Source organism: Pseudomonas lini (genome assembly GCF_030812475.1).
Taxonomy (GTDB): Bacteria; Pseudomonadota; Gammaproteobacteria; order Pseudomonadales; family Pseudomonadaceae; genus Aquipseudomonas; species Aquipseudomonas lini_A.
Genome location: NZ_JAUSSR010000017.1, coordinates 17,472 through 44,465, shown reverse-complemented (window position 1 = coordinate 44,465; position 26,994 = coordinate 17,472). Strand labels below are relative to the sequence as shown.

Genomic DNA, 26,994 nt, shown 5'->3' with positions numbered 1-26,994 from the left:
GGAATCAGGCGAGGGGTTTAGTCTCGTGCTCTTTTTCCAGGGCTTGCTCGCGTTGCTCTACCGCTTCCTGAACGGAACGCGGCGCTTCGTCGATCGCGGACTCGACCGGCTCGGCGGCGACTTCGGCGGCCGGGGCAGGAGCCGCCTCGACCACATCAGCAACAACCGGCTCGGCTTCGACCACAGCCGGTGCAGCAGCGGCCGCCAGTTCGGCTTCCTTCTGCAGACGCTCGGCTTCACGCTTGCGGCGACGCACTTCACGTGGGTCGTTCGGCGCACGGCCGCTCGGCGTCAGGGCGCTGACAGGCGTCGCTTCGACTTCAGGTGCCGCCACTTCGGCGACAACCGGCGCCGCAGCCTCGACTGCCGGAGCAGCTTCGATTACCGGGGCAGGCTCGGCAGCAGTCACCACGGGTTCGGAAACCATGGCTTCAGCTTCTGGCGCTTCGGCGGCGGTCGGCTCGGCAACCCAGTTGAACGCGGTTTGCTCTTCGCGAACTTCACGAACAGTTTCGGTCACGGTTTCGGCGACTGTCTCAGCGGTCGGCTCTGCAACCACGGCTGGTGCTTCGGCGGTTACTGCCGGCTCAGCCACAGCTTCAGCTTCAGGCTGGGCTTCAGGAGTCGGCGCGACTTCGATTTCCGGGGACGCGCTGGCTTCGATCGGCGTGGTCGCTTCAACCACTGGCGCTTCCACCGGAGCGGTTTCCTGGACGGCGGCAGTGGCGCGTTCGGCTTGCTCGTTGGCCTGGGCCTCTGCTGGCGCACTGATCACGCTGCTGGCAACGGCAGCGGTCACCGCCAGGCCAGCGGCCAGGTCGTCGGCGCTTGGCGCTTCGCGGGTTTCGCTGGTTTCGCCTTCGGCGGACTCATCCGAACCTTCGATCACATTGCCGTTGGCATCGCGTTGACGCTCGCGGCGGTTGCTGCGACGACGCTGGCCACGGGAGCGGCGGCGTGGACGATCGCCTTCGGCGCCTTCCTGACCGTCTTCCTGCAGCTGCTCTTCGTTACCGGTCAGCTCTTCTTCGGCAACGGCGGCAGCCGCTTGCTCGGCACGTGGTTGACGTTCTTCACGCGGTGGGCGTGGAGTGCGTTCTTCGCGTGGTTGACGGGCTGGACGTTCTTCGGCGGTAGCGGTAGCGGTGGCGGAAGCGGCAGCAGCGGCAGCGGCAGCAGCCGGAGCGGTGGCATCCAGAGGCTCACGCAGTTCACGAACCCGCTCTTCACGCTCGCCACGGGGCTTGCGGTCCTCGCGAGGAGCACGCGGTGCGCGTTCTTCACGAGGGGGGCGTGGCGCGCGTTCTTCGCGAGCGACGACGACCGGGGTCTCTTCACGGGCTTCGCGTGGTTGACGCTCTTCGCGTGGCTCGCGGGGTGCGCGCTCTTCACGCGGTGCACGTTCCTCGCGAGGCTTGCGCTCTTCGTCGCGGCGACCGTTACGGTTGCGGCTTTGCTGACGACCGTTGCGACGCTCTTCGTTGCGGGCCGGACGCTCAGTGGTTGCTGGCTTTTCAACCACAACCGGAGCGGCTGGCTCTTCCTTGGTCGCGAACAGGCTGATCAGCGACTTCACCAGGCCTTTGAACAGGCTTGGCTCTGGCGCGGCGGCCGGTGCGGCAACAGGCGCGGCAGCGACGACTTCGACTGGAACCGGAGCGTTGGCGCGGGCGGGTGCGGTCTTCACAGCGGCTTCCTGGCGAACCAGGGTGCGGGTCGCGGCGGCCGGCTGGACTTCTTCGACCTCGGCAGCGGCAGCAGCGATTTCGTAGCTGGACTGGCCGACTGCGGCTTCCGGGCTGTCATCGCGCAGACGCTGAACTTCGAAGTGCGGCGTTTCGAGGTGATCGTTCGGCAGGATGACGATGCGGGCCCGGGTGCGCAGTTCGATCTTGGTGATCGAGTTGCGTTTTTCGTTGAGCAGGAACGCGGCCACCGGGATCGGCACCTGGGCGCGAACTTCGGCGGTGCGGTCTTTCAGGGCTTCTTCTTCGATCAGGCGCAGGATCGCCAGCGACAGCGATTCGACGTCACGGATGATGCCGGTGCCGTTGCAACGCGGGCAGACGATGCCGCTGCTTTCGCCCAGGGACGGACGCAGGCGCTGACGGGACATTTCCAGCAGGCCGAAGCGCGAGATGCGACCGACTTGCACGCGAGCGCGGTCGGCTTCCAGGCATTCGCGGACTTTCTCTTCCACGGCGCGCTGGTTCTTGGCCGGGGTCATGTCAATGAAGTCGATGACGATCAGCCCGCCGATGTCGCGCAAGCGCAACTGACGGGCGATTTCTTCGGCGGCTTCAAGGTTGGTCTGCAGGGCGGTTTCTTCGATGTCGCTGCCTTTGGTGGCGCGCGCCGAGTTGATGTCGATGGACACCAGGGCTTCGGTCGGATCGATAACGATGGAACCGCCGGAAGGCAGTTCGACGACGCGCTGGAAGGCGGTCTCGATCTGGCTTTCGATCTGGAAACGGTTGAACAGCGGCACGCTGTCTTCGTACAGCTTGATCTTGCTGGCGTACTGCGGCATCACCTGGCGGATGAAGGTCAGGGCTTCGTCCTGGGCTTCAACGCTGTCGATCAGCACTTCGCCGATGTCCTGGCGCAGGTAATCGCGGATGGCGCGGATGATCACGTTGCTTTCCTGATAGATCAGGAACGGCGCGGAACGATCCAGCGAGGCTTCTTTGATGGCGGTCCAGAGTTGCAGCAGGTAGTCGAGGTCCCACTGCATTTCTTCGCTGCTGCGGCCAAGGCCGGCAGTGCGCACGATCAGACCCATGTCAGCCGGGGCAACCAGGCCGTTCAGGGCTTCACGCAACTCGTTGCGCTCTTCGCCTTCGATGCGACGGGAGATACCGCCGGCACGCGGGTTGTTCGGCATCAGTACCAGGTAACGACCGGCCAGGCTGATGAAGGTGGTCAGGGCGGCGCCCTTGTTGCCACGTTCTTCTTTTTCGACCTGAACGATGACTTCCTGGCCTTCGCTCAGGACGTCCTTGATGTTGACGCGGCCTTCAGGGGTTTTCTTGAAATATTCGCGGGAGATTTCTTTGAGGGGCAGGAAGCCATGGCGCTCAGAGCCGAAATCGACAAAGGCAGCCTCGAGGCTTGGTTCGATGCGAGTAATCCGGCCTTTATAGATGTTGGCCTTTTTCTGCTCGCGTGCACCGGATTCGATGTCCAGGTCGTAGAGGCGCTGGCCATCTACCAGTGCAACACGCAACTCTTCGGGTTGGGTTGCGTTAATCAGCATTCTTTTCATGTAGTACCGTCGGTTTCCGGGCTGCCGGAAACGGCGTTCGGCACACACGACTTCTCACGGTCGGTGTCAGGTGCGTCGGGAATGGTTGGCCATTCCCGTGTCCAGCGAAGTCCGGCCAATGTGGGCCTTCATCGCGACGTACGCGTCCTGCTTGCTGTGGCTACTTAAGCACTCAGTCAGGAGGAGGAATCAACCGGCGGCTGTGGACGAGATGAAGCGTCTTGATAAAGCCTAATGCTACACAGTCCAGCGGTTGTGCATCTCCACCCTACACGTATCCCTGATAATTCGGGTGCTGCCGCGCGCAGAATCCGCAGCGGGTTGGCATTTACCGTGAGCTCCGAAGGGGGAGGTCACGCATCATGGCTAATTTAGGCGTTGTTTCCGAAGCGTTCGCTCGGGGTTGTCCGTAGCTGACTGCACTTTGTGAACTGGCCGTGAATATTTGCTCGCAAGGCGAGTGAAAACTCTGCTTTGCGGCATGATTCAGGCCTCATGTCACCTGCGCTTGTTACACCTGCGAACTCTACCGTTACGTAGCGAAAGCCCCGTAGGACGGCCTCTCGTCCTCGTGAATTGCGATGGTCAGGGCCGGTTTTTGACCGTTGGTCCGCTGTCCAGGCCACTTTTGGCGGCGTTCGCGACTATAGCAGCAATGATTAAGTGCTTCAATTCCATAAAAAATTGTTATCATCGCGGCATGACGACTACTGCCCCTTCGACCCCAGCGGTACAACTGCTGGAGGTCTCGCCGGAATATGCCGGCCAACGAATTGATAATTTCCTGCTCGCTCGGCTCAAAGGCGTGCCCAAGACCTTGATCTACCGCATTTTGCGCAAGGGCGAAGTGCGGGTGAACAAGGGGCGGATCAAGCCCGAATACAAGCTGCAGGCGGGCGATATCGTCCGCGTGCCGCCGGTTCGCGTGCCTGAACGCGACGAACCGGTGCCGCTGGCCCAGGGCCTGTTGCAGCGGCTTGAAGCCTCGATCGTCTTCGAGGACAAGGCGCTGATCGTGATCAACAAGCCTTGCGGCATCGCGGTTCACGGTGGCAGCGGCTTGACTTACGGGGTGATCGAAGCCTTTCGTCAGTTGCGTCCCGATTGCAAGGAGCTCGAACTGGTTCATCGTCTCGACCGTGATACCTCCGGCCTGCTGATGATCGCCAAGAAGCGCAGCATGTTGCGCCATTTGCATACGGCCTTGCGTGGCGACGGTGTCGACAAGCGCTACATGGCGCTGGTTCGCGGTAACTGGGCGGCCTCGATCAAGCAGGTCCGGGCGTCGCTCGGCAAGAGCAACCTGCGCTCGGGCGAGCGCATGGTCGAGGTCGACGAAGAGGAAGGCAAGGAATCTGTGACCGTGTTCAAGGTCCTGCGTCGCTTCGGCGACTTTGCCACGATGGTCGAAGCCAGGCCGATCACCGGCCGCACCCACCAGATTCGGGTTCACACCTTGCATGCCGGGCATTGCATCGCTGGCGATACCAAGTACGGCGATGAAGGTTTCAGCAAAGAGATTCGCGACCTGGGCGGAAAACGCCTGTTCCTGCACGCCTACCTGTTGACCGTGCCGCTGCCCGATGGTGGCGAACTGAAATTGCAGGCGCCGGTCGATGAGATGTGGGCCAAGACCGTGGAGCGATTGAGTGCGCCCATCTGATTACAAGCTGCTGATTTTCGATTGGGATGGCACGCTGGCCGACTCCATTGGTCGGATTGTCGAGGCGATGCATGTGGCGTCCGAGCGATCCGGGTTTCCGTTGCGCGATGATTTTGCCGTCAAGGGCATCATCGGTCTGGGTTTGCCGGAAGCGATTCGTACGCTGTATCCGGAAATTGGCGACAATGAATTGGTCGCCTTTCGCCAGCACTATGCCGATCACTACATCGCCTCCGAAGCCGTGCCCTCGCCATTGTTCGAAGGTGTGGTCGAGTCCATGGAGGCGTTTCGCGCCGATGGGTATCACTTGGCAGTGGCCACCGGCAAGGCTCGTCGAGGGCTGGATCGGGTGCTGAAGTCCCATGGCTGGGAAGATTATTTCGACATCACCCGGGCCGCCGATGAAACGGCGAGCAAGCCCCATCCTCTGATGCTGGAACAGATCGTCGCGCATTGCGGTGTCCGTCCGGAGCAGGCGTTGATGGTGGGCGATTCGTCCTTCGACCTGCAAATGGCGCGCAACGCCGGCGTGGACTCGGTGGCCGTCAGTTACGGCGCGCAATCGATCGAGGCGCTGAAGCTGTTCGAGCCGCGCCTGGCGATTGACCGTTTTTCAGAATTGCATGCCTGGCTGAGCCAGGCTTAAACCGTTTTTGCTGGGGTAGATGTCATGGTTGACGAATGGAAAGCACCCGCCAAGGCGAGCGCAGAGAGCGGTGAAGAGAAAAGCTGGAAGCTGCTGGAGAAGACCTTGCTGGCCAGCGTGCAAGAGCAGCGCCGGTCCCGTCGCTGGGGGATCTTCTTCAAGTTGCTGACTTTTGTGTACCTGATTGGCGCGCTGATGCTGTTCTCGCCACTGATGGACATGGAAAAAGCCGCGACCCGCAGTGGCAACTACACCGCGGTGATCGACGTGACCGGCATGATTGCCGACAAGGAGCCCGCCAGCGCCGACAACATCGTCGGCAGCCTGCGTGCCGCCTTCGAGGATGAAAAGGTCAAGGGCGTCATCCTGCGAATCAACAGTCCGGGCGGCAGTCCGGTGCAGTCGGGTTACGTCTATGACGAGATTCGCCGTCTGCGCGGTCTGCATCCGGACACCAGGCTCTACGCGGTGATCTCCGACCTGGGCGCCTCCGGCGCTTACTACATCGCCAGTGCGGCCGATCAAATCTATGCCGACAAGGCGAGCCTGGTGGGCTCCATCGGGGTGACGGCGGCCGGTTATGGTTTTGTCGGGGCCATGGAGAAGCTGGGTGTCGAGCGACGTACTTATACCTCGGGCGAGCACAAGTCGTTCCTTGACCCGTTCCAGCCGCAGAAGCCTGAAGAAACGCAGTTCTGGCAGGGCGTGCTCGATACCACTCATCAGCAGTTCATCGCCAGCGTCAAGAAAGGGCGGGGCGAGCGCCTCAAGGACAAGGAGCACCCGGAGCTGTTTTCCGGCCTGGTCTGGTCGGGCGAGCAGGCGCTGCCGTTGGGGCTGATCGATGGCCTGGGGAGTGCCAGTTCCGTGGCGCGTGATGTGATCGGCGAGAAGGAATTGGTGGACTTCACCGTTCAGGAATCGCCGTTCGATCGCTTCTCGAAGAAGCTCGGCGCCAGTGTGGCGGAGCATCTGGCGATGTGGATGGGATTTCAGGGGCCGTCGCTGCGCTGAATTTTTGGATGTGTGGTGGGTGTCTCCCCCATTTGGGCCTCGCACCGATTAACTGTAGGAGCTGGCAAGCCAGCTCCTACAGGGGGGGGGCGGTGGGTCAGTTGATGTAAACATCGCCTGGATGGACGCTTTCGCTGGCAAGCCAGCTCCTACAGGGGGGCGGTGGGTCAGTTGATGTAAACATCGCCTGGATGGACGCCTTCGCTGGCAAGCCAGCTTCCACAGGGGGGTGGTGTCTCAGGGGATTTGCACGCCCTCGACCAGCAGCATGTCGATCAACCGAATCAACGGCAGGCCGACCAGGCTGGTGGCGTCAGGGCCTTCGGTGCTTTGAAACAGGCTCACCCCCAACCCTTCGGCCTTGAAGCTGCCAGCGCAGTCGTAGGGCTGTTCAGCGCGCAGGTAGCGCTCGATGCGCGCGATGTCGAGTGTGCGCATGTGGACGGTGAACGGCACGCAATCGACCTGGCAGGCGCCCGTCTGGCTGTTGAGCAGGGCCAGGCCGGTGAGGAAGGTCACGCTGGCGCCACTCGCGGCCAGCAATTGCTCCCGCGCCTTGTCGAAGGTATGAGGCTTGCCGATGATCCGCTCGCCCAGCACCGCGACCTGATCGGAGCCGACAATCAGGTGAGCGCAATGGCTATCAGCCAGTGCGCGGGCCTTGGCCTCGGCGAGGCGCTTGACCAGTTCGATGGCGGACTCATGCGGGCGATGGCTTTCGTCGATATCCGGTGAGCTGCAGGTGAACGGCAGCTGTAGGCGGGCCAGCAACTCCCGGCGATAGACCGAGCTTGAAGCGAGTAATAAAGGCAGCATGCGCATCTCCATAAGGCAGGTGCGAATTCTAGCGAGGTGACCAAGTGACGGACAGGGCTGAATTTCCTTTGACATGCCCGGGGGCATCCCTATAATGCTGCGCCTATGTTGAATGACCCGATTCCACCTCACGTTGACCCGCGCAAATTGGCTGACCGTGGCACCACCCTTCAAGGTGAACTGCTGCTGGCCGATTTGGAGAGACTCTGCGACCCGCTTTCCGACACTGTCGGTACGGTGCAGGCTAAATTCGTTTTTGAACGAGATGAACGTAAATCTGTGGTCATCCACAGCTTTATCGACACCGAAGTCAAAATGGTTTGCCAGCGTTGTCTTGAGCTGGTCACCCTGCCGATCCACAGCGAATGCAGTTACGCTGTGGTGAAAGAGGGTGCGAATACCCAGTCGTTGCCGAAAGGTTATGACGTGCTGGAACTGGGCGAAGATCCATTGGATCTGCAGTCACTGATCGAGGAGGAGCTTCTGCTCGCCTTGCCCATTGTGCCTGCTCATCATCCGGAAGAATGCCAGCAGCCGGCGGGTCTCGATGAGCCCGAACCGAGCGAGGACGAGGTAACGCGGTCCAACCCGTTCAGTGTATTGGCGCAGTTAAAGCGTGACCCAAACGTTTAGGAGTTAATCAATTATGGCTGTTCAGCAGAACAAAAAATCCCGCTCTGCCCGTGACATGCGTCGTTCGCACGACGCTCTCGAGGCTAGCACCCTGTCTGTAGAAAAAACCACCGGTGAAGTTCACCTGCGTCACCACGTATCGCCAGAAGGCGTATACCGTGGCCGTAAAGTGATCGACAAGGGCGCTGACGAGTAATCACTTGTCCGCTCAAGTCATCGCGATTGACGCAATGGGCGGGGACTTCGGTCCCCGCAGCATTGTTCAGGCCAGCCTTGCTTGTCTGAATGCCACGCCCTCGTTGCACCTGACCCTTGTCGGTCAACCCTCACTCCTTGAAGAACTGATCGCCAGCCAATCGGCTGTGGATCGTGCGCGTCTGTCGATTGCACCGGCGAGCGAAGTCATCACCATGGACGAAAAGCCGGCCCAGGCGTTGCGTGGCAAGCCTGATTCGTCGATGCGCGTGGCGCTGGAGCTGCTACGCGACGGCAAGGTCCAGGCGTGCGTCAGTGCCGGCAATACCGGCGCACTGATGGCGTTGTCGCGATTTGTCCTCAAGACGCTGCCGGGCATCGATCGGCCGGCCATGGTCGCGGCGATTCCGACGCAGAAGGGTTACTGCCAGTTGCTCGACCTGGGCGCCAACGTCGATTGCAGCGCCGAACATCTGTTGCAGTTTGCGGTGATGGGGTCGGTCGCGGCAGAAACCCTGGGTATCGTTCGTCCTCGGGTCGCGTTGCTGAACATTGGCACCGAAGACATCAAGGGCAACCAGCAGGTCAAGCTGGCGGCAACCTTGTTGCAGAATGCCCGCGGCATCAACTACATAGGTTTTGTCGAAGGTGACGGCCTGTACCGCGGCGAGGCGGACGTGGTGGTCTGTGACGGGTTTGTCGGCAATATCCTGCTCAAGTCCAGCGAAGGCCTGGCGACCATGATCGCCGGGCGCATCGAAGCCCTGTTCAAGAAAAACCTTGCATCAAAAGTGGTCGGCGCAATGGCGTTGCCACTGATGAAACGGCTGCAAGCCGATCTGGCGCCTGCCCGGCACAATGGTGCCAGTTTCCTCGGGTTGCAGGGGATTGTCGTGAAAAGCCACGGCTCGGCAGGGGTCCAGGGGTTTCAGAGCGCCATCTCGCGAGCCTTGATCGAGATCCAGGAAAATCTGCCGGAACGGATTCACGGTCGTCTGGAGGATTTGTTGCTTTAGGCGTTTTCGTCGGACAATGCTTAAATGTGACCGCTCAGTTCAATTGGCCATCCAATTGTCAGTTTTCTTGCGTCCCAGGGCGGGACGTCAATTCTTCGGCGACAAGATCATTAGGGGCTTGTTACATGTCTGCTTCCCTCGCATTCGTCTTTCCGGGACAGGGTTCGCAGTCCCTCGGCATGCTGGCCGAGTTGGGCGCGCAACATCCGCTTGTCCTCGACACCTTCAAAGAAGCTTCCGATGCCCTGGGTTACGACCTGTGGGCACTGACCCAGCAGGGGCCGGAAGAGCAACTCAATCAGACAGATAAAACCCAGCCGGCCATCCTGACCGCCTCGATCGCCTTGTGGCGCCTGTGGCTGGCTGAAGGCGGCGCGCGGCCGGCTTATGTCGCCGGTCACAGCCTGGGCGAATACAGCGCCCTTGTGGCGGCAGGCAGCCTGAGCCTGGGTGACGCGGTCAAGCTGGTCGAACGCCGCGGTCAGCTGATGCAGGAAGCCGTTCCGCCGGGGCAGGGCGGCATGGCCGCGATCCTCGGTCTGGAAGACGCCGACGTGCTGGCCGCCTGCGCCGAAGCGGCGCAAGGCGACGTGGTCAGCGCCGTCAACTTCAACTCCCCGGGCCAGGTGGTCATCGCCGGTGCCAAGGCGGCGGTCGAACGCGCCATCGAAGGCTGCAAGGCCCGTGGCGCCAAGCGCGCCATGCCATTGCCGGTCAGCGTGCCGTCGCACTGCGAGCTGATGCGTCCGGCAGCCGAACGTTTCGCCGAATCGATCGCGGCGATCGACTGGCAGGCACCACGGATTCCAGTGGTACAGAACGTCAGCGCCAACGTGCCGGCGGATCTGGAAACCCTCAAGCGCGATCTGCTTGAGCAGCTCTACAAGCCTGTGCGCTGGGTCGAGTCGGTCCAGGCGCTGGCTGAAAGGGGCGCGACCCAACTGGTCGAATGCGGCCCCGGCAAAGTGCTGGCCGGCCTGAACAAGCGTTGCGCCGAAGGCGTGTCGACATCCAACCTCAATACCCCAGATGCTTTCGCTGCCGCCCGTGCAGCGTTGGCCTGAATCAGGAGAAGCTTGCATGAGTCTGCAAGGTAAAGTTGCACTGGTCACCGGTGCGAGCCGCGGCATCGGCCAGGCTATCGCCCTGGAACTGGGTCGTCAGGGCGCTATCGTTATCGGCACCGCGACCTCTGCCGCGGGTGCCGAGCGCATCGCCGCGACCCTGAAGGACAACGGTATTCAAGGCACTGGCCTGGAACTCAATGTCACCAGCGACGAATCCGTCGCAGCGGTGCTGGCGAGTATCCAGGAACAGTTCGGTGCGCCGGCGATCCTGGTCAACAATGCCGGTATCACCCGCGATAACCTGATGATGCGGATGAAAGATGACGAATGGCATGACGTCGTCGATACCAATCTGAACAGTCTGTTCCGCCTGTCCAAGGGCGTTTTGCGCGGCATGACCAAGGCCCGTTGGGGACGAATTATCAGTATTGGTTCGGTTGTGGGTGCCATGGGCAACGCAGGCCAAGTAAACTACGCTGCCGCCAAGGCCGGTCTGGAAGGTTTCAGCCGTGCACTGGCGCGTGAAGTCGGCTCGCGTTCGATTACGGTAAACTCGGTGGCCCCAGGGTTCATCGACACCGATATGACCCGCGAACTGCCCGAGGCGCAGCGTGAAGCCCTGCAGACGCAGATTCCGCTGGGCCGTCTGGGACAAGCTCAAGAGATCGCGTCTGTGGTCGCTTTTCTTGCATCCGACGGTGCGGCTTACGTTACTGGGGCTACAATCCCGGTGAACGGCGGGATGTACATGAGTTAAATGTGACGGATCGTTTCAAAAAAATGTCATACGAGCTGTCTAAAATCCGTTATAAAGCTGCAATCTATTTATAGACAGAGGGCCACCGGGTCTGAGGAGTGAAGCTTTCAGTTGAAAAACTGAAAAGTCTTTCTATACACTTACCCACTGGCCAGCTGCCTGAATTTGTCCATTAGGAGTGAAAACAAGGTATGAGCACCATCGAAGAGCGCGTCAAGAAAATCGTTGCCGAGCAACTGGGCGTTAAAGAAGAAGAAGTGGTCAACACTGCTTCCTTCGTTGAAGACCTGGGTGCCGACTCCCTTGACACCGTTGAGCTGGTGATGGCTCTGGAAGAGGAATTCGAGACCGAAATCCCTGACGAAGAAGCCGAGAAGATCACTACTGTACAAGCTGCAATCGACTACGTTACCAACCACCAGGCGTAATAGCTTGTAGTCGTTGCTCGCTGTCATGGAAAAACCGCACTGCCATCATGGCGTGCGGTTTTTTCTTTAGGCCTGATGCAAAGTCGTCATTTGAAAAAGGAGAGTGCTGTGTCGCGTAGACGCGTCGTAGTCACCGGTATGGGTATGTTGTCGCCACTGGGTACGGATGTTCCGAGCAGTTGGCAGGGCATTCTGGCTGGCCGCAGTGGCATTGGTCTGATCGAACACACCGACCTTTCTGCCTATTCCACCCGTTTTGGCGGCTCGGTAAAGGGCTTCAATGTCGAGGAATACCTGTCGGTCAAGGAAGCTCGCAAGCTCGACCTGTTCATTCAGTACGGTCTGGCCGCAGGTTTTCAGGCTGTTCGCAACGCTGGCCTGGAAGTCACCGACGCCAACCGCGAGCGAATCGGCGTGGCCATGGGGTCGGGTATTGGCGGTCTGACCAATATCGAAGAAACCAGCCGCACCCTGCATGAATCCGGCCCGCGACGGATTTCTCCGTTTTTCGTGCCAGGCTCGATCATCAATATGATTTCCGGGTTCCTGTCGATCCACCTGGGTGCACAGGGACCCAACTACGCCATCGCCACGGCGTGTACCACCGGTACGCACTGCATCGGCATGGCGGCGCGCAACATCATGTACGACGAAGCCGACGTGATGATTGCCGGCGGTGCCGAAATGGCGGCCTGCGGCCTGGGCATGGGTGGCTTTGGTGCCTCTCGCGCACTGTCGACCCGCAATGACGAGCCGACCCGCGCCAGCCGCCCGTGGGACAAGGGCCGTGATGGCTTCGTGTTGTCCGATGGCGCCGGTGCGCTGGTGCTCGAAGAGCTGGAGCACGCCAAGGCGCGAGGCGCGACCATCTATGCCGAGCTGATCGGTTTCGGCACCAGTGGCGACGCCTTCCACATGACTTCGCCGCCGGCTGACGGTGCGGGCGCTGCACGCTGCATCACCAATGCCTTGCGCGATGCGAAGATCAATGGCGATCAGGTTCAGTACATCAACGCCCATGGCACCTCGACGTCGGCAGGCGATCTTGCCGAAGCCTGTGCGATCAAGTCGGTGTTCGGTGATCACGCCTACAAGCTGGCGGTCAGCTCGACCAAGTCCATGACCGGTCACCTGCTGGGTGCGGCGGGCGCGGTCGAAGCGATTTTCAGTGTGCTGGCGATCAACAGCCAGGTGGCGCCGCCGACCATCAACCTCGATGAGCCGGACGAAGGCTGCGATCTCGATTTCGTGCCCCACACCGCGCGCAATATGGATATCGATGTGGTGCTGTCCAACTCCTTCGGGTTTGGCGGTACCAACGGCTCGCTGGTGTTCCGCCGGTTTGCTGACTGATGGACAGCTGGGTCGACGGTCAGCCGGCTGACGCTCTGTCGCTGAAGGATCGCGGCCTGGCTTATGGCGATGGTCTGTTCGAGACCATTGCCGTGCACAACGGCGCTCCAGTGCTGCTGGACCGGCATCTGGTGCGCTTGGTCGAGGGTTGCCAGCGCCTGGCGCTCAACCTCGACCACAGTGCCTTGTGCACCGAATTATCGAGCTACGCCCAAGCGTTGGGCGAGGGCGTACTCAAGCTGATCGTCACCCGTGGCGACGGTCTGCGCGGTTACGCACCGGATCCTTTGGCGCAGGCGCGGCGCATCCTGCAAGGTAATCCTCCCGTAGCGTATCCGGTGGCGAACGCGGAGCAGGGCGTGCGTCTGTTTCCCTGCTCGACGCGCCTGGCCAGGCAGCCCTTGCTCGCCGGGCTCAAACATCTCAATCGCCTTGAACAGGTCATCGCCCATGCCGAGTGGCGAGACACCGAGCACGCAGAAGGGCTGATGCTCGATCAGGCCGGTCGCGTGATCGAAGGCGTATTCAGCAACCTGTTCCTGGTGCGCGACGGGGAATTGATCACGGCCGATCTCAAGCGCTGTGGCGTGGCCGGCGTGATGCGTGCGGAATTATTGTTTCAAGCCGAGTCATCGGGCATCCCTACGCACATCACCGACATCAGCCTTGACCAGCTGCAATGGGCCGATGAAGTCTTTGTCTGCAACAGTGTGTATGGCGTTTGGCCGGTACGCGCCTATGCAGCACTGCGCTGGCCGGTTGGGCCGCTCACCCGTAAACTGCAAAATATTGCCCGCGCGCTACTGGATACTTGATTCGTGAGACGTAAATTATTGCTGCTGCTGGAAACCGGATTGGTTCTGGCGGGGCTGTGTCTGGGCGCTTCTGCCTGGAAAATCCATTCGGCGCTGGAACAGCCGCTGAATATCACCCGGGAAGAACTGCTGGAAGTGCCCAAAGGCACCACGCCGACCCGCACCTTCTATCGACTCGAAGCCGATGGCGTGATCAAGGACGCGTTCTGGCTGCGCGTTTACTGGCGTTTCAATCTCGCCCGGCAACCCTTGCACAAGGGCGAATACCGCATGCAGCCCGGCATGACTGTCGAAGGGCTGATCGATCTGTGGAAGCGCGGGGAAATCGTTCAGTACAGCCTGACCCTGGTCGAAGGCTGGAATTTCCATCAGGTCCGTCAGGCCCTGGGCAAGGAAGAAAAACTCGAACAGACCCTCGAAGGTTTGAGCGATAGCCAGGTCATGGAGAAACTCGGTCACGACGGGATCTTCCCGGAAGGCCGATTCTTCCCCGATACCTATCGCTACGTGCGCGGCATGACCGACGTCGAACTGCTGAAGAAAGCCTACGACCGTCTCGACGAAGTCCTCGCCAAAGAATGGGGGCAGCGCTCGGCCGACGTGCCGTACACCGAACCCTACCAGGCGCTGATCATGGCTTCGTTGGTTGAAAAGGAAACCGGTGTGCCTCAGGAACGCGGGCAGATCGCCGGCGTGTTTGTGCGGCGCATGGAAATGGGCATGCTGTTGCAGACCGATCCGACCGTGATATACGGCCTGGGTGACCGCTACAACGGCAAATTGACCCGTGCCCACCTCAGGGAAGCGACCCCTTACAACACCTATATGATTTCCGGCCTGCCGCCGACGCCGATCGCCATGGTCGGTCGTGAAGCGATCCATGCTGCGCTAAACCCGGTGGCGGGCAACAGCCTCTATTTCGTGGCGCGGGGCGATGGCAGCCACGTGTTCTCCGATGATCTGGACGCCCATAACAACGCGGTGCGTGAGTTCCAGCTCAAGCGCCGCGCCGATTACCGCTCCAGCCCGGGACCTGCGACCGCGCCGGAAGCGCCGGATGCGCTGGACGAGCAGATGCCGATTCCGGCCGCCTCGCCCAACATCGCCCCTGAGGCGTTGGAGCCGGTGCCGCCGCAGGAGCCCGCCCAGGGGGCGTCACCCGAATCATCTGCGCCTGTCGATGAGCCGCCACAGCAGTCCTCACCGGAGCCGGCGCAGCAACCCGCTGAAGAACCCGCAGCCGCACCCGAGCCGGATGCGACTGCGCCGCGAAGCCCGCAATGACTTTGACTAAGGACTGCCTGTGACTGGCTTGTTTATTACCCTGGAAGGGCCGGAAGGCGCCGGCAAGAGCACCAACCGCGAATACCTGGCCGAGCGCCTGCGCGCCGCCGGTATCGAGGTGGTGCTGACCCGCGAGCCGGGTGGCACGCCCCTGGCCGAGCGGATCCGCGAGGTGTTGCTGGCGCCCGTCGACGAAGTCATGAACCCCGACACCGAATTGCTGTTGGTGTTCGCCGCGCGAGCCCAGCATATGGCCGAGGTGATTCGCCCGGCGCTGGCCCGCGGCGCCGTGGTTCTGTGTGATCGCTTTACCGACTCGACGTACGCCTATCAGGGCGGCGGCCGCGGATTGTCCCTGGAGCGCATCGCGACCCTGGAAAGCTTTGTCCAGGGCGACCTGCGCCCCGACCTGACGCTGATTTTCGATCTGCCGGTCGAAGTGGGTCTGGCGCGGGCCAGCGCTCGCGGTCGCCTGGACCGCTTCGAACTCGAAGGCCGGGCATTTTTCGATGCGGTGCGCAGTGCCTTTCTCAAGCGTGCTGAAGCGGACCCGGCGCGTTATGTCCTGGTCGATGCCGCCCAGCCACTGGCTCAGGTTCAGCAGGCGTTGGATACTTTGCTCCCGCGCGTGCTGGAGCTGACCCGTGGCTGAAGCCTACCCGTGGCAGGACAGCCTCTGGCAGCAGTTGGCCGGGCGCAAGCAGCACGCGCACGCTTATTTGCTGCATGGCCCGACCGGGATCGGCAAGCGCGCACTGGCCGAGCGCTTGATGGCCAGTTTATTGTGCCAGCGTCCGACCGCCCAGGACGCTTGTGGTGAATGCAAATCCTGCCTGTTGCTCAAGGCCGGCAGCCACCCTGACAACTACATCCTGGAGCCGGAAGAAGCCGACAAGGCGATCAAGGTCGATCAGGTGCGCGAACTGGTCGGTTTCGTGGTCCAGACCGCGCAGATGGGCGGACGCAAGGTGGTGTTGATCGAGCCGGCCGAGTCGATGAACGTCAACGCCGCCAATGCTTTGCTCAAAAGTCTCGAAGAGCCGTCCGGCGATACCGTGTTGCTGCTGGTCAGCCACCAGAGCAGTCGATTGTTACCGACCATCAAGAGCCGCTGCCAGCAGCAGGCGTGTCCGCTGCCCAGCGAGGCGATGAGCCTGGCGTGGCTGGCGCAGGCCCTGCCGGATTGTTCGCCGCAGGAACGGGTCGAGTTGCTGACACTCGCCGCCGGGTCGCCATTGGCCGCGGTCAAGTTGCAGGCCCGGGGTGTGCGTGAACAGCGGGCGCTGGTGGTCGATGGCGTGAAAAAACTGCTCAAGCAGCAACAGTCGCCGACCCAACTGGCCGAAGAATGGAAAACCATACCGCAGCTGCAGTTGTTCGACTGGTTCTGCGACTGGTCGAGCCTGATCCTGCGCTATCAGTTGACCCAGGATGAAGAAGGTCTGGGCCTGACGGACATGCGCAAGGTCATTCAATACCTGGCGCAGAAAACAGCTCAGGCCAAAGTGCTCGCCATTCAGGACTGGATTCTCGCCCAGCGTCAGAAAGTGATGAACAAAGCCAACCTCAATCCGGCGCTGTTACTGGAAGCCCTGTTGGTGCAATGGGCGTCCTTGCCTGGCCAGAAGTGACCGTTCGCGCCTAGACTCTGAACATCAGCCATGGAGATCAGCATGAATGAAGCCGTCAATCCGGGACCGCGCAACGGCATCTTGTCCCTGACGATCAAGGACAAGGCCGTGCTGTATGCGGCTTACATGCCGTTCATCAAGAACGGCGGCCTGTTTATCCCCACAAATAAAAGCTACAAGTTGGGCGACGAGGTATTCATGCTGCTGAACCTGATGGACGAGCCGGAAAAAATCCCGGTCGCCGGCAAAGTCACCTGGATCACCCCCAAGGGCGCCCAAGGCAACCGGGCCGCGGGGGTCGGCGTACAATTCAACGAAGGCGACGATACCGCGCGCAGTCGAATCGAAACCCATCTGGCCGGAGCCCTGAAGTCCGACCGTCCTACCCATACGATGTAAGTTGCAGCCCTTTTATGCTCGTAGATTCCCATTGTCACCTTGATCGCCTCGACCTCGCCGCTCACGACGGTTCACTGGATGCTGCGCTCGATGCCGCCCGTCAGCGCGGGGTCGGTCACTTTCTGTGTATCGGCGTCAGCGTCGACAACGCCGCCGAGGTCAAGGCCCTGGCCGAACGGTACGACGATGTCGATTGCTCGGTGGGTGTGCATCCGCTGGATGTGCAACCCGGTGCGGCACCAGCGCTGGAGTGGTTGCTGCAGGAATTGAATCATCCGCGCGTGGTGGCGATCGGTGAAACCGGCCTGGACTACCACTACGAACCGGAAGCGGCCGAGTTACAGCAGGATTCGTTTCGCCTGCACCTGCAGGCGGCACGGCAGACGGGCAAGCCGGTGATCATTCACACCCGTGGCGCCCGAGCCGACACCTTGAGTCTTTTGCGTGAAGCGGCGCTGCCTCAGGCGGGGGTCCTGCATTGCTTCACTGAAGACTGGGACATGGCGAAAGCGGCGCTGGACATGGGTTATTACATTTCCCTGTCGGGGATTGTCACGTTCCGCAATGCCGACGCGTTGCGCGATGTGGCGAGCAAGGTTCCGGCCGACCGCTTGCTGGTGGAAACCGACTCTCCATACCTGGCGCCGATCCCTTATCGTGGCAAACCCAACCTGCCGCAGTATGTGCGGGAAGTGGCAGAGTTTCTGGCGATGTTGCGCGGTGAGCCTTATGAGCGGTTTGCCGAGCAGACCACGGAAAACTTCAAACGATTGTTTCCATTGGCGCATGTCAGGGCATCGGCGTAACGCGAGTAAAGATCGGCGCCACAAACCTTCGGCAGACGACGGAGGCTCACTGAATCGCAGGCAAAAAAAACCCGGGTTCTGGGGGGTGAATCCGGGTTAAGACCATTAGGAGTAAAACAAAGGTACGCGGTCCGTTGGTACCTATATCGGCGTGACACTTGGGGGAGATGCCCCGCCGACATTTGAAGTATTGATCAGTATTGCGATGAGTCCAGTTTAGCAGGGCGGGTTTTTAAACAATTTTGGAATACGCACGCTTCGGAAGCGTTCTCATCAACCGGCTATCTGCGTGAAATCATCAAGAAACATAGATATGCTCGGATGATCCGTGCATTTTGTTGCAAGTTAGGCATAATACGCGGCTTCGAATTTTGACCCCTACAGACCTTTTCTTATGCATAAAGAACCTCGTAAGGTCCGTGAGTTTCGTCGCCGCGAGCAAGAAATTCTCGATACCGCGCTCAAGCTGTTCCTCGATCAGGGTGAAGACAGTGTCACCGTCGAGATGATCGCTGATGCCGTCGGTATCGGCAAAGGCACGATCTACAAGCACTTCAAGTCCAAGGCGGAGATTTATCTGCGTCTGATGCTCGATTACGAGCGCGACCTGAACGAGCTGTTGCATTCGGCCGATGTCGACAAGGACAAAGAGGCGCTGTCCCGGGCCTATTTCGAATTCCGCATGCGCGACCCGCAACGCTATCGGTTGTTCGACCGCCTGGAAGAAAAGGTGGTCAAGGGCAACCAGGTGCCGGAGATGGTCGAGGAACTGCACAAGATCCGCGCCTCGAACTTCGAACGCCTGACACTGCTGATCAAGGGCCGGATCAGCGAAGGCAAACTCGAAGACGTGCCGCCTTACTTCCATTACTGCGCAGCCTGGGCGCTAGTGCACGGCGCCGTTGCGCTGTATCACTCGCCGTTCTGGAGCAATGTGCTGGAAGATCAGGAAGGCTTCTTCCAGTTCCTGATGGAGATTGGCGTGCGCATGGGCAACAAGCGCAAGCGCGATAGCGACACCCAGAGTAGCTGAACCCGTCCAGTTGGCTTTATGCGCCATGATTTAGCTACATGGCGCAGTACCTCAGGAATATACTCAGGCATAGGACTTGCTAAAACTTGATTTGTGAGTCAAGTTTTACGCGTTCGAATTTCCTTTTGCCGGAGTGATCCATGATCGTTGACCGTCAAGGCAGGCGTTTTCGCAATCTGCGTATCAGCCTGACTTCAGCCTGCAATTACGCTTGCACCTACTGCGTGCCCAACGGCAAGCGGCTGGTGGCTGCGCAGGACGAGTTGTCGGCGGAAGCGATGGCACGGGGTGTGGCTTATCTGATTGAAGCCGCTGGTATCGAGCGCTTGCGCATTACTGGCGGTGAACCGCTGGTCAGCCCAAAACTGGAAGCCTTCATGACGGCTGTCGGTCAGATGGGCCTCGATGACATCAGCCTGACCACCAATGGCCAGTTGCTTGCCAAGAAGCTGCCACTGCTGGTGGACGCCGGTATTCGCCGCATCAACGTTTCCCTCGATACCCTGGATGCCAGCGCATTCCGCAGCATTGCCCGTGGCGGCGATCTGGCGACGGTGCTCAACGGCATGGACCAGGCCAGCGCGGCGGGGATGAAAATCAAAGTCAACATGGTGCCGCTGCGCGGGCAGAACCTCGATCAAGTGATGCCGCTGCTCGATTACTGCCTGGCGCGCGGCTATGAGCTGCGCTTCATCGAGCTGATGCGCATGGGCCACCTGGCCAGCGACTCCAATGCCTTCCTGCAGCAGTTTGTCAGTCTTGCGCAGTTGCTGAGCCTGATCGGCGAGCACCACGAATACTTGCAGGCCGATGCGCCCGTCGATGCCACTGCGGTGCGGTACGAGGTACCGGGGCAGGGCTACTTTGGCGTGATCGCCAACGAAAGCGTGCCGTTCTGCCGGACCTGTTCGCGTTTGCGCCTGTCGTCTACGGGGTGGCTGCATGGCTGTTTGTCGTCGAGCAATCGTCACTATGTCGGTGACCTGTTGGACAAGCCGCGCCATCAGGCATTGCCGGCCTTGCAACGGCTGTTGGTGAAGGCATTGGGCGACAAGCAGGAAGTGGCGTTCTCCGGCGGTGCGACCATCATGAAGATTATCGGCGGCTGACAGGCCTCCTTCACGAGCAAGCCCGCTCCGACAAGGGGTCGCGAACTCCTGTAGGAGCTGGCTTGTCGGATCGCCGCACCGCAGCGAAGGGGGCATGCCTGACACACCGCATCGCCTGGTTCGCCAGCAAGCCGGCTCCTACAGGGGCCTGCGTACACCTGAGCGAGGCTTGCCCGCGAAGGCATTCGAACAGGCGACGATGGACTTGAGCTGGCGCGGAAGCTGCATTCAACGCCCATTCGCCGGTTTTCCGTCACCGGCCTCTGGAGGGAAGGATGCGTAGCCTGCTTTTGCTGCTGGCCGTTTTGGTGCTCGGTGGCTGCATGAATGTCAGCGACATGGCCGAAGGCACGCGCTACCACATGAGCGACGCGGGCCTGCTCGACCATAGCGACAGCCGCCGCGCCAATAATCTGCGCATTCAGCCGGACTCCTTCGTCTACATCGCCCAAGGCGCCTTCGCGCCCCCGGGCAGTGCCTATCCACGACCCAACGTAATAGCCGAAATCGCCTTCGATGGCTTTATCGAATACTTCCCCATGGTACGCCGTGCCCGGGTGCCGGAAGGTCTCGACCAGGCCATGCGGGACGCCCGTGCCGCCGGTGCGCATTACCTGCTCTACACCCGTTTTGCCAAGGCTGACGACCGTATCGGCAACTCCGACGAATGGCTCGACCAGGAAGCCGTGGATCGACTCGGTATCGACAGTGGCGTCATTCAGATCATGTTGATCGAGACCAGCACCCAGTATTTGATTGATACTGCACGTATCAAGAGTCGTGGCGGTTTGCTGACGTTCCACGACGCCAAGCCGGAAGACCTGATGGGCCCGCCGCTGGAGCAATATGCTCGTAGCTTGCTGGGGCTCAGCGACCACTAATTCAAGAAGGAGAACGCCATGAGTGGCCCGCAAAAAGCCAACGACCTGTTGGGGCAAATCCCCAAGACCAAAGGCTTGCCACCGGTCCACCTGTGGAATCCCGATTTCTGCGGCGACATCGACATGCGCATCGCCCGCGACGGCACCTGGTATTATCTGGGCACGCCGATAGGGCGCAAGCCGATGGTCAAGCTGTTTTCCACCATCATTCGCCGCGACGGCGATGATTACTTCCTCATTACCCCGGTGGAGAAGGTCGGGATCAAGGTGGACAATGCGCCTTTCGTCGCGATTGCCGTGGAAGTGGAAGGCGAGGGCGAAGCGCAGGTCTTGCGCTTTACCACCAATGTCGAGGAGACCGCCGAGGCCGGTGCCGAACACCCGATGCGAGTGGTGATCGACCCGGTGACGCAAGAGCCGGCGCCGTATGTGCATGTGCGCACCAACCTCGAAGCCTTGATCCACCGCAATGTGTTCTATCAGTTGGTAGAACTTGCCGTGACCCGCGAAATCGACGGGCAACGCTGGCTTGGTGTCTGGAGCGGCGGTGAATTCTTCCCCATAGGCCTCGAGCCCTGACGCATACCCTTGTGGGAGCGGGCTTGCTCCCACATTGGATCTGCGCTCTCTTCAAAAATCAATTTGACAGCCAATCATATGATGATTAGCGTGAACACCTATCGCGAACGGCCCTGTGCCGTCCCAGCATCGAGGTGTCCATGTCCAGCAGTTTTCACGCGTCGACCGTCGATTGGCTGGGGTGCTGGATCGCCACGGGCCAAGTGAAGCCCGGTGAAGCCCTCAAGGTCGAAGCCGACCTCGGCGAACAGCTGGGTGTCAGCCGCACGGTCATCCGCGAAGCGATCAAGACCCTGGTCGCCAAAGGCATGCTCGAAGTCGGGCCCAAGGTGGGCACGCGGGTGTTGCCGGTGCGGCGTTGGAACCTCTTCGATCCGCAAGTCGTCGGCTGGCTGTCGCGCAGCGGGCTGCCTGAAAACTTCGTCGACGACCTGCTCGACCTGCGCCGCACCATCGAACCGATGGCCGTGCGTTGGGCCTGCGAGCGCGCCAGCGCCGAACAGGTGCGCGCCATACTTCAAGCGTACAACGCACTGGAGAGGGCGGTGGACAGCGGCATTGACTACAACCGCGCCGACCAGTTCTTCCACGAATGCATCCTCGCCGCCAGCCACAACCAGTTCATCGAACAAATGGTCCCGGCCCTCGGCGCGCTGCTGGCGGTGTCCTTCGAGGTATCCGCCGCCGATCCGGCCGAGCTGCGCCGCACACTGCCGATTCACAAGGACATGGCCGATGCCATCGCCTCGCGGGATAGCGCGCGGGGCGTCTGGGCCTGCATGACCCTGATCGACAACGCCGACCTGGCCATCAAGCGCTACTACCCCCAGGTCATGGCCGACAGGGTAGGAGCGAGCTTGCTCGCGAAGGAGTGTCAATCGACATCGATTTAGCTGATACACCATCGCGAGCAAGCTCGCGCCTACAAAAACAAGAATAATGCAGGAGGTTTCATGGAATGGACCGCAGTGACCGAGCACCGGGCCCAACTCGGCGAAGCCCCGTTCTGGGATACACCGACCCAAGCCCTGTACTGGGTCGACATCGCCGGCCGGCAAGCGCTGCGATTGATCGGCGCCAACGTACAGATCTGGCAGATGCCAGAGCACGTGTCCGCCTTCATTCCCTGCGAAAGTGGCGACGCGTTGGTGACCTTGAGCAGCGGAGTCTATCGGCTGGACCTGGACTCCCCTGGCCTGGAGCCACGCCTCACCTTGTTCTGCATCGCCGATCCGCAACCCGGCAACCGTGCCAACGAAGCCCGCTGCGATGCCCAGGGCCGGCTCTGGCTCGGCACCATGCAAAACAACATTGGCCAAGGCGAAGACGTGCCCATCGTGCATCGCAGCGGCGGCCTGTTTCGTATCGATCGCGATGCCCGGGTCACGCCGTTGCTCCGGGGCTTGGGCATTCCCAACACCCTGCTGTGGAGCGATGACGCCACCAGCCTGTATTTCGCCGACAGCCTCGATCGCACGATCTCTCAGTATTTCATCCGCCCCGATGGCAGCCTGGGGCCAGCCAGACCCTGGTTCGGCCCCCATGAGCGCGGCGGCCCTGATGGCTCGGCGATGGATGCCATGGGTTATCTCTGGAACGCTCGGTGGGACGGCAGCTGTCTGTTGAGATTGACGCCGCAGGGGCAGGTCGATCGTGTGCTCGAACTGCCGATCAGTCGTCCCACCAGTTGCGTGTTCGGTGGTGAAGACCTCAAGACGCTGTACATAACCAGCGCTGCAAGCCCGCTCAATCATCCCCTGGATGGCGCGTTGCTGTCGATTCAGGTCGATGTGCCCGGAAAGGTCTGTCAGAGATTCGGCGGATAAATCCCTAAATATGGGATCTAAAATTATATATTGAGATTTTATAAGGGCCGGGTTTATAGTCGGCCCCATCAGCTACACGCACTCACACTTAAAAAAACAAAACAGGTGAAGTGATGCAGGGATTTTCCTCAAAGCCTTTTGACCGGACATCGATCGATGCCCGGTTTTTGTCGTGCCTGCAAAAAGGAGTCTTGATTCATGGCTGAACCTCTTTCCTTACCTCCCGTGCCCGAGCCGCCCCAGGGCGAGCGCCTGAAAAACAAGGTGGTGTTGCTGACCGGCGCCGCCCAGGGCATTGGCGAAGCGATTGTGGCAACTTTTGCGTCCCAGCAGGCCCGAATGATCATCAGCGACATCCAGGGTGAGAAAGTCGAAAGGGTCGCCGCCGGTTGGCGCGACAAAGGCTTCGATGTCCAGGCGATCAAGGCTGACGTGTCCAGCCAGCAGGACCTGCATGCCATGGCCCGGCTGGCGATCGAGCGTCACGGCCGGATCGACGTGCTGGTCAATTGCGCCGGGGTCAACGTGTTCCGCGACCCGCTGGAAATGACCGAGGAAGACTGGCGCCGCTGTTTCGCCATCGACCTGGACGGTGCCTGGTTCGGCTGCAAGGCGGTACTGCCGCACATGATCGAGCAGGGCATCGGCAGCATCATCAACATCGCCTCGACCCATTCCACTCACATCATTCCGGGCTGCTTCCCGTACCCCGTGGCCAAGCACGGCTTGCTCGGCCTGACCCGCGCCCTGGGCATCGAATACGCGCCGAAGGGCATTCGAGTCAACGCCATTGCGCCGGGCTACATCGAAACCCAACTCAACGTCGATTACTGGAACGGTTTCGCCGACCCCCATGCGGAGCGTCAGCGGGCTTTCGACCTGCATCCACCACGGCGCATCGGTCAGCCCATCGAAGTGGCCATGACCGCGGTATTCCTGGCCAGCGATGAAGCGCCGTTCATCAACGCTTCCTGCATCACCATCGACGGTGGCCGCTCGGTGATGTACCACGACTGAGCAACCGCGGTTCCAGGCGCAAGGCTACGCCTGACATTCAATCATCATATGATATGACTATTAGCTACAGACATGACTGCTGCACCGGCTTGAACAAATAACGCTCAACAACAATAACAAGGAGTCTGCTTATGAATCGTCGTCGTGGGATCCGTTCCCTTTGCTGTGCCGCTTTGGCGGTCACTGCGGTCAGCCTGGGCAGTTCATTGCTCGCGGCCGAGGAAGTAAAAATCGGGTTTTTGGTCAAGCAGGCGGAAGAGCCCTGGTTCCAGACTGAATGGGCATTCGCCGAAAAGGCTGGCAAGGAGAAGGGCTTCACGGTGATCAAGATCGCCGTGCCTGATGGCGAGAAAACCCTCTCGGCCATCGACAGCCTGGCGGCTAATGGCGCCAAGGGCTTCGTGATCTGTCCGCCGGATGTGTCCCTGGGCCCTGCGATCATGGCCAAGGCCAAGCTCAACGGCTTGAAAGTGATCGCGGTCGATGACCGTTTCGTCGATGCCAGCGGCAAGTTCATGGAAGACGTGCCGTACCTGGGCATGGCCGCCTTCGAAGTCGGCCAGAAACAGGGCGATGCCATGGCCGCCGAGGCGAAAAAACGCGGCTGGGACTGGAAAGACACCTACGCGGTGATCAACACCTACAACGAACTCGACACCGGCAAGAAACGCACCGACGGCTCGGCCAAGGCCCTGGAAGACGCCGGGATGCCCAAAGACCACATTCTGTTCTCGGCCCTGAAAACCCTCGACGTGCCGGGCAGCATGGACGCCACCAACTCGGCCCTTGTGAAGCTGCCGAGCGCGGCGAAGAACCTGATCATCGGCGGCATGAATGACAACACCGTCCTGGGCGGCGTGCGCGCTACCGAAAGCGCCGGTTTCGCCGCGGCCAACGTCATCGGCATCGGCATCAACGGCACCGATGCCATCGGCGAACTGAAAAAAGCCAACAGCGGTTTCTTCGGCTCGATGCTGCCGAGCCCGCACATCGAGGGCTACAACACCGCGAGCATGATGTACGAGTGGGTCACCACCGGCAAAGAACCACCCAAATACACGGCGATGGACGACGTGACACTGATCACGCGCGAGAACTTCAAGCAGGAACTGGAAAAGATCGGCCTGTGGAACTGAGGCGCGGTTGATTTCATCAGCGGCCCCGGGGACGGGGTTGCCTGGACTGTGTGAAGAGGTGGGTTATGCACGCGCAAACAAAAATACAACAACACAACGGCTGTTCTTTTAGCGGCAGTGGCAGCTTGCGCTTCAACGGGATCGGCAAGACCTTTCCCGGGGTCAAGGCGCTGGACGGCATCAGCTTCGTTGCCCACCCGGGGCAAGTGCACGCCTTGATGGGCGAGAACGGTGCCGGCAAGTCGACGCTGCTGAAAATCCTCGGCGGTGCCTACATCCCGAGCAGCGGCGATCTGCAGATCGGCGAGCAGACCGTGGTCTTCAAATCCACCGCCGACAGCATTGGCAGTGGCGTCGCGGTGATCCATCAAGAGTTGCATCTGGTGCCGGAAATGACCGTGGCCGAAAACCTCTTCCTGGGTCATCTTCCCGCCCGTTTCGGCCTGATCGATCGTGGCGCGTTACGGCAACAGGCACTGGCCTGCCTCAAGGGCCTGGCCGATGAAATCGAGCCTCAAGAGAAAGTCGGGCGCCTGTCCCTCGGTCAGCGGCAGTTGGTGGAAATTGCCAAGGCGTTGTCCCGTGGCGCGCACGTGATTGCGTTCGACGAACCGACCAGCAGCCTGTCGGCGCGGGAAATCGATCGGTTGATGGCAATCATCGGGCGCCTGCGGGACGAGGGCAAAGTGGTGCTTTATGTCTCTCACCGCATGGAAGAAGTGTTCCGCATCTGCAACGCGGTGACAGTGTTCAAGGATGGCCGCTTCGTGCGTACGTTCGAAGACATGAGCGAACTGACCCACGACCAGTTGGTGACCTGCATGGTCGGTCGCGACATTCAGGATATCTACGACTACCGCCCCCGTCAGCGTGGCGCGGTGGCGCTCAAGGTCAACCGGTTGCTGGGGCCGGGCCTGCGCGAGCCGGTGAGTTTCGAGGTGCACAAGGGCGAGATATTGGGTCTGTTCGGCCTGGTCGGTGCCGGGCGCACGGAACTGTTTCGCATGCTTAGTGGCCTGGTGCGCAGTACCGCCGGACACCTGGAGTTGCGAGGTCATGAATTGAGGTTGCGTTCACCGCGCGATGCGATTGCCGCGGGGATCCTGCTGTGTCCCGAGGACCGCAAGAAGGAGGGCATCATGCCGCTCGCCAGCGTCGCGGAAAACATCAACATCAGCGCGCGCGGTGCCCATTCCACGTTCGGCTGCCTGTTGCGCGGCCTGTGGGAAAAGGACAACGCAGATAAACAGATCAAGGCGCTGAAAGTGAAGACGCCGAACGCTGCACAGAAAATCATGTACCTGTCCGGCGGCAATCAGCAGAAAGCGATTCTTGGACGCTGGCTGTCGATGCCGATGAAAGTCCTGCTGCTCGATGAACCGACCCGTGGCATCGACATCGGCGCCAAAGCCGAAATCTACCAGATCATCCATGACCTGGCCGCCAGCGGCGTCGCGGTGATCGTGGTCTCCAGCGACCTGATGGAAGTCATGGGCATTTCCGACCGCATCCTGGTGCTCTGCGAAGGCGCGATGCGCGGCGAACTGTCCCGCGAACAGGCCAATGAATCCAACCTGCTGCAACTGGCTTTGCCACGCCAACGCGCCGCCGGCGTGGCGAACTGA

27 protein-coding genes are annotated in these 26,994 nt (G+C 60.7%); 25 read left to right on the top strand and 2 right to left on the bottom strand.

Annotation, left to right across the window (positions count from 1 at the left end):
* Positions 1-4 precede the first annotated feature (4 nt).
* Positions 5-3,265, bottom strand: a complete 3,261-nt coding sequence (gene rne, locus J2W17_RS26850; protein WP_307341920.1) for a ribonuclease E — start codon at positions 3,263-3,265, stop codon at positions 5-7.
* A gap of 700 nt (positions 3,266-3,965) precedes the next feature.
* Here rne and rluC point away from each other — a divergent pair.
* From rluC to J2W17_RS26835, 3 genes are read left to right on the top strand one after another with little or no spacing between them, the layout of a single operon-like run.
* Positions 3,966-4,928 (top strand): 23S rRNA pseudouridine(955/2504/2580) synthase RluC, encoded by a 963-nt coding sequence (rluC, locus tag J2W17_RS26845; protein WP_307341918.1) that lies wholly within the window; start codon positions 3,966-3,968, stop codon positions 4,926-4,928.
* Complete coding sequence (locus J2W17_RS26840) at positions 4,915-5,574, top strand: HAD-IA family hydrolase (RefSeq protein WP_307341915.1); 660 nt, start codon at positions 4,915-4,917, stop codon at positions 5,572-5,574. Before rluC ends, J2W17_RS26840 begins: the two co-directional genes overlap by 14 nt.
* Positions 5,575-5,598: 24 nt before the next feature.
* Positions 5,599-6,588, top strand: coding sequence for a S49 family peptidase (locus J2W17_RS26835; RefSeq protein WP_307341912.1), 990 nt, complete (start codon positions 5,599-5,601; stop codon positions 6,586-6,588).
* A 237-nt stretch (positions 6,589-6,825) separates the two neighbouring features.
* Here J2W17_RS26835 and J2W17_RS26830 read toward each other — a convergent pair whose 3' ends face one another.
* Positions 6,826-7,404, bottom strand: a complete 579-nt coding sequence (locus J2W17_RS26830) for a Maf family protein (RefSeq protein WP_307341909.1) — start codon at positions 7,402-7,404, stop codon at positions 6,826-6,828.
* A 105-nt stretch (positions 7,405-7,509) separates the two neighbouring features.
* On the opposite strand from J2W17_RS26830, the gene J2W17_RS26825 reads away from it, so the two are divergent.
* From J2W17_RS26825 to araG, 22 genes are all read left to right on the top strand, one after another.
* Positions 7,510-8,037 (top strand): YceD family protein, encoded by a 528-nt coding sequence (locus tag J2W17_RS26825; protein ID WP_004371317.1) that lies wholly within the window; start codon positions 7,510-7,512, stop codon positions 8,035-8,037.
* A gap of 13 nt (positions 8,038-8,050) precedes the next feature.
* Positions 8,051-8,233 carry a 50S ribosomal protein L32 gene (rpmF, locus tag J2W17_RS26820; RefSeq protein ID WP_003179396.1) on the top strand — a complete coding sequence of 61 codons (183 nt, stop codon included), beginning with the start codon at positions 8,051-8,053 and terminating at the stop codon, positions 8,231-8,233.
* Between the two features lie 4 nt (positions 8,234-8,237).
* Positions 8,238-9,248: a phosphate acyltransferase PlsX gene (gene plsX / locus J2W17_RS26815; RefSeq protein ID WP_307341906.1), complete on the top strand. Its 1,011-nt coding sequence runs from the start codon at positions 8,238-8,240 to the stop codon at positions 9,246-9,248.
* A gap of 125 nt (positions 9,249-9,373) precedes the next feature.
* A complete protein-coding gene (gene fabD, locus J2W17_RS26810) occupies positions 9,374-10,312 on the top strand; it encodes an ACP S-malonyltransferase (protein ID WP_307341903.1) in 939 nt (312 codons plus the stop codon).
* Between the two features lie 16 nt (positions 10,313-10,328).
* Positions 10,329-11,072: a 3-oxoacyl-ACP reductase FabG gene (gene fabG / locus J2W17_RS26805; protein WP_307341901.1), complete on the top strand. Its 744-nt coding sequence runs from the start codon at positions 10,329-10,331 to the stop codon at positions 11,070-11,072.
* A gap of 191 nt (positions 11,073-11,263) precedes the next feature.
* The gene (acpP, locus tag J2W17_RS26800; protein WP_003442511.1) at positions 11,264-11,500 is read left to right on the top strand and encodes an acyl carrier protein; all 237 of its coding nucleotides are present in this window, start codon (positions 11,264-11,266) and stop codon (positions 11,498-11,500) included.
* Positions 11,501-11,608: 108 nt separating this feature from the next.
* A complete protein-coding gene (fabF, locus tag J2W17_RS26795) occupies positions 11,609-12,853 on the top strand; it encodes a beta-ketoacyl-ACP synthase II (protein ID WP_307341898.1) in 1,245 nt (414 codons plus the stop codon).
* Entirely contained in the window at positions 12,853-13,668 is an 816-nt protein-coding gene (gene pabC, locus J2W17_RS26790) for an aminodeoxychorismate lyase (RefSeq protein WP_307341896.1), read from the top strand. The genes fabF and pabC overlap by 1 nt, the downstream gene beginning before the upstream one ends.
* A gap of 3 nt (positions 13,669-13,671) precedes the next feature.
* A complete protein-coding gene (gene mltG, locus J2W17_RS26785) occupies positions 13,672-14,952 on the top strand; it encodes an endolytic transglycosylase MltG (protein WP_307341893.1) in 1,281 nt (426 codons plus the stop codon).
* Positions 14,953-14,971: 19 nt separating this feature from the next.
* The gene (gene tmk / locus J2W17_RS26780; RefSeq protein WP_307341890.1) at positions 14,972-15,604 is read left to right on the top strand and encodes a dTMP kinase; all 633 of its coding nucleotides are present in this window, start codon (positions 14,972-14,974) and stop codon (positions 15,602-15,604) included.
* On the top strand, positions 15,597-16,583 hold the full coding sequence (locus J2W17_RS26775; protein ID WP_307341886.1) for a DNA polymerase III subunit delta': 987 nt from the start codon (positions 15,597-15,599) through the stop codon (positions 16,581-16,583). Before tmk ends, J2W17_RS26775 begins: the two co-directional genes overlap by 8 nt.
* 42 nt (positions 16,584-16,625) lie before the next feature.
* On the top strand, positions 16,626-16,982 hold the full coding sequence (locus J2W17_RS26770) for a PilZ domain-containing protein (protein ID WP_307341885.1): 357 nt from the start codon (positions 16,626-16,628) through the stop codon (positions 16,980-16,982).
* Positions 16,983-16,996: 14 nt separating this feature from the next.
* The gene (locus J2W17_RS26765) at positions 16,997-17,788 is read left to right on the top strand and encodes a TatD family hydrolase (protein ID WP_307341882.1); all 792 of its coding nucleotides are present in this window, start codon (positions 16,997-16,999) and stop codon (positions 17,786-17,788) included.
* Between the two features lie 394 nt (positions 17,789-18,182).
* The gene (locus J2W17_RS26760; RefSeq protein ID WP_307341877.1) at positions 18,183-18,821 is read left to right on the top strand and encodes a TetR/AcrR family transcriptional regulator; all 639 of its coding nucleotides are present in this window, start codon (positions 18,183-18,185) and stop codon (positions 18,819-18,821) included.
* A gap of 140 nt (positions 18,822-18,961) precedes the next feature.
* On the top strand, positions 18,962-19,930 hold the full coding sequence (locus tag J2W17_RS26755) for a GTP 3',8-cyclase MoaA (protein ID WP_307341874.1): 969 nt from the start codon (positions 18,962-18,964) through the stop codon (positions 19,928-19,930).
* A gap of 275 nt (positions 19,931-20,205) precedes the next feature.
* Entirely contained in the window at positions 20,206-20,811 is a 606-nt protein-coding gene (locus J2W17_RS26750) for a DUF4823 domain-containing protein (RefSeq protein WP_307341871.1), read from the top strand.
* Between the two features lie 18 nt (positions 20,812-20,829).
* Positions 20,830-21,390, top strand: a complete 561-nt coding sequence (locus J2W17_RS26745) for a DUF1285 domain-containing protein (RefSeq protein ID WP_307341868.1) — start codon at positions 20,830-20,832, stop codon at positions 21,388-21,390.
* Positions 21,391-21,530: 140 nt separating this feature from the next.
* Positions 21,531-22,283: a FadR/GntR family transcriptional regulator gene (locus J2W17_RS26740; protein ID WP_307341865.1), complete on the top strand. Its 753-nt coding sequence runs from the start codon at positions 21,531-21,533 to the stop codon at positions 22,281-22,283.
* 60 nt (positions 22,284-22,343) lie between these two features.
* Positions 22,344-23,216, top strand: a complete 873-nt coding sequence (locus tag J2W17_RS26735; RefSeq protein WP_307341862.1) for an SMP-30/gluconolactonase/LRE family protein — start codon at positions 22,344-22,346, stop codon at positions 23,214-23,216.
* A gap of 198 nt (positions 23,217-23,414) precedes the next feature.
* Positions 23,415-24,233 carry an SDR family oxidoreductase gene (locus J2W17_RS26730; RefSeq protein ID WP_307341858.1) on the top strand — a complete coding sequence of 273 codons (819 nt, stop codon included), beginning with the start codon at positions 23,415-23,417 and terminating at the stop codon, positions 24,231-24,233.
* Positions 24,234-24,364: 131 nt separating this feature from the next.
* Positions 24,365-25,369, top strand: coding sequence for a substrate-binding domain-containing protein (locus J2W17_RS26725; RefSeq protein WP_307341855.1), 1,005 nt, complete (start codon positions 24,365-24,367; stop codon positions 25,367-25,369).
* Positions 25,370-25,434: 65 nt separating this feature from the next.
* Entirely contained in the window at positions 25,435-26,994 is a 1,560-nt protein-coding gene (araG, locus tag J2W17_RS26720) for an L-arabinose ABC transporter ATP-binding protein AraG (RefSeq protein WP_307341851.1), read from the top strand.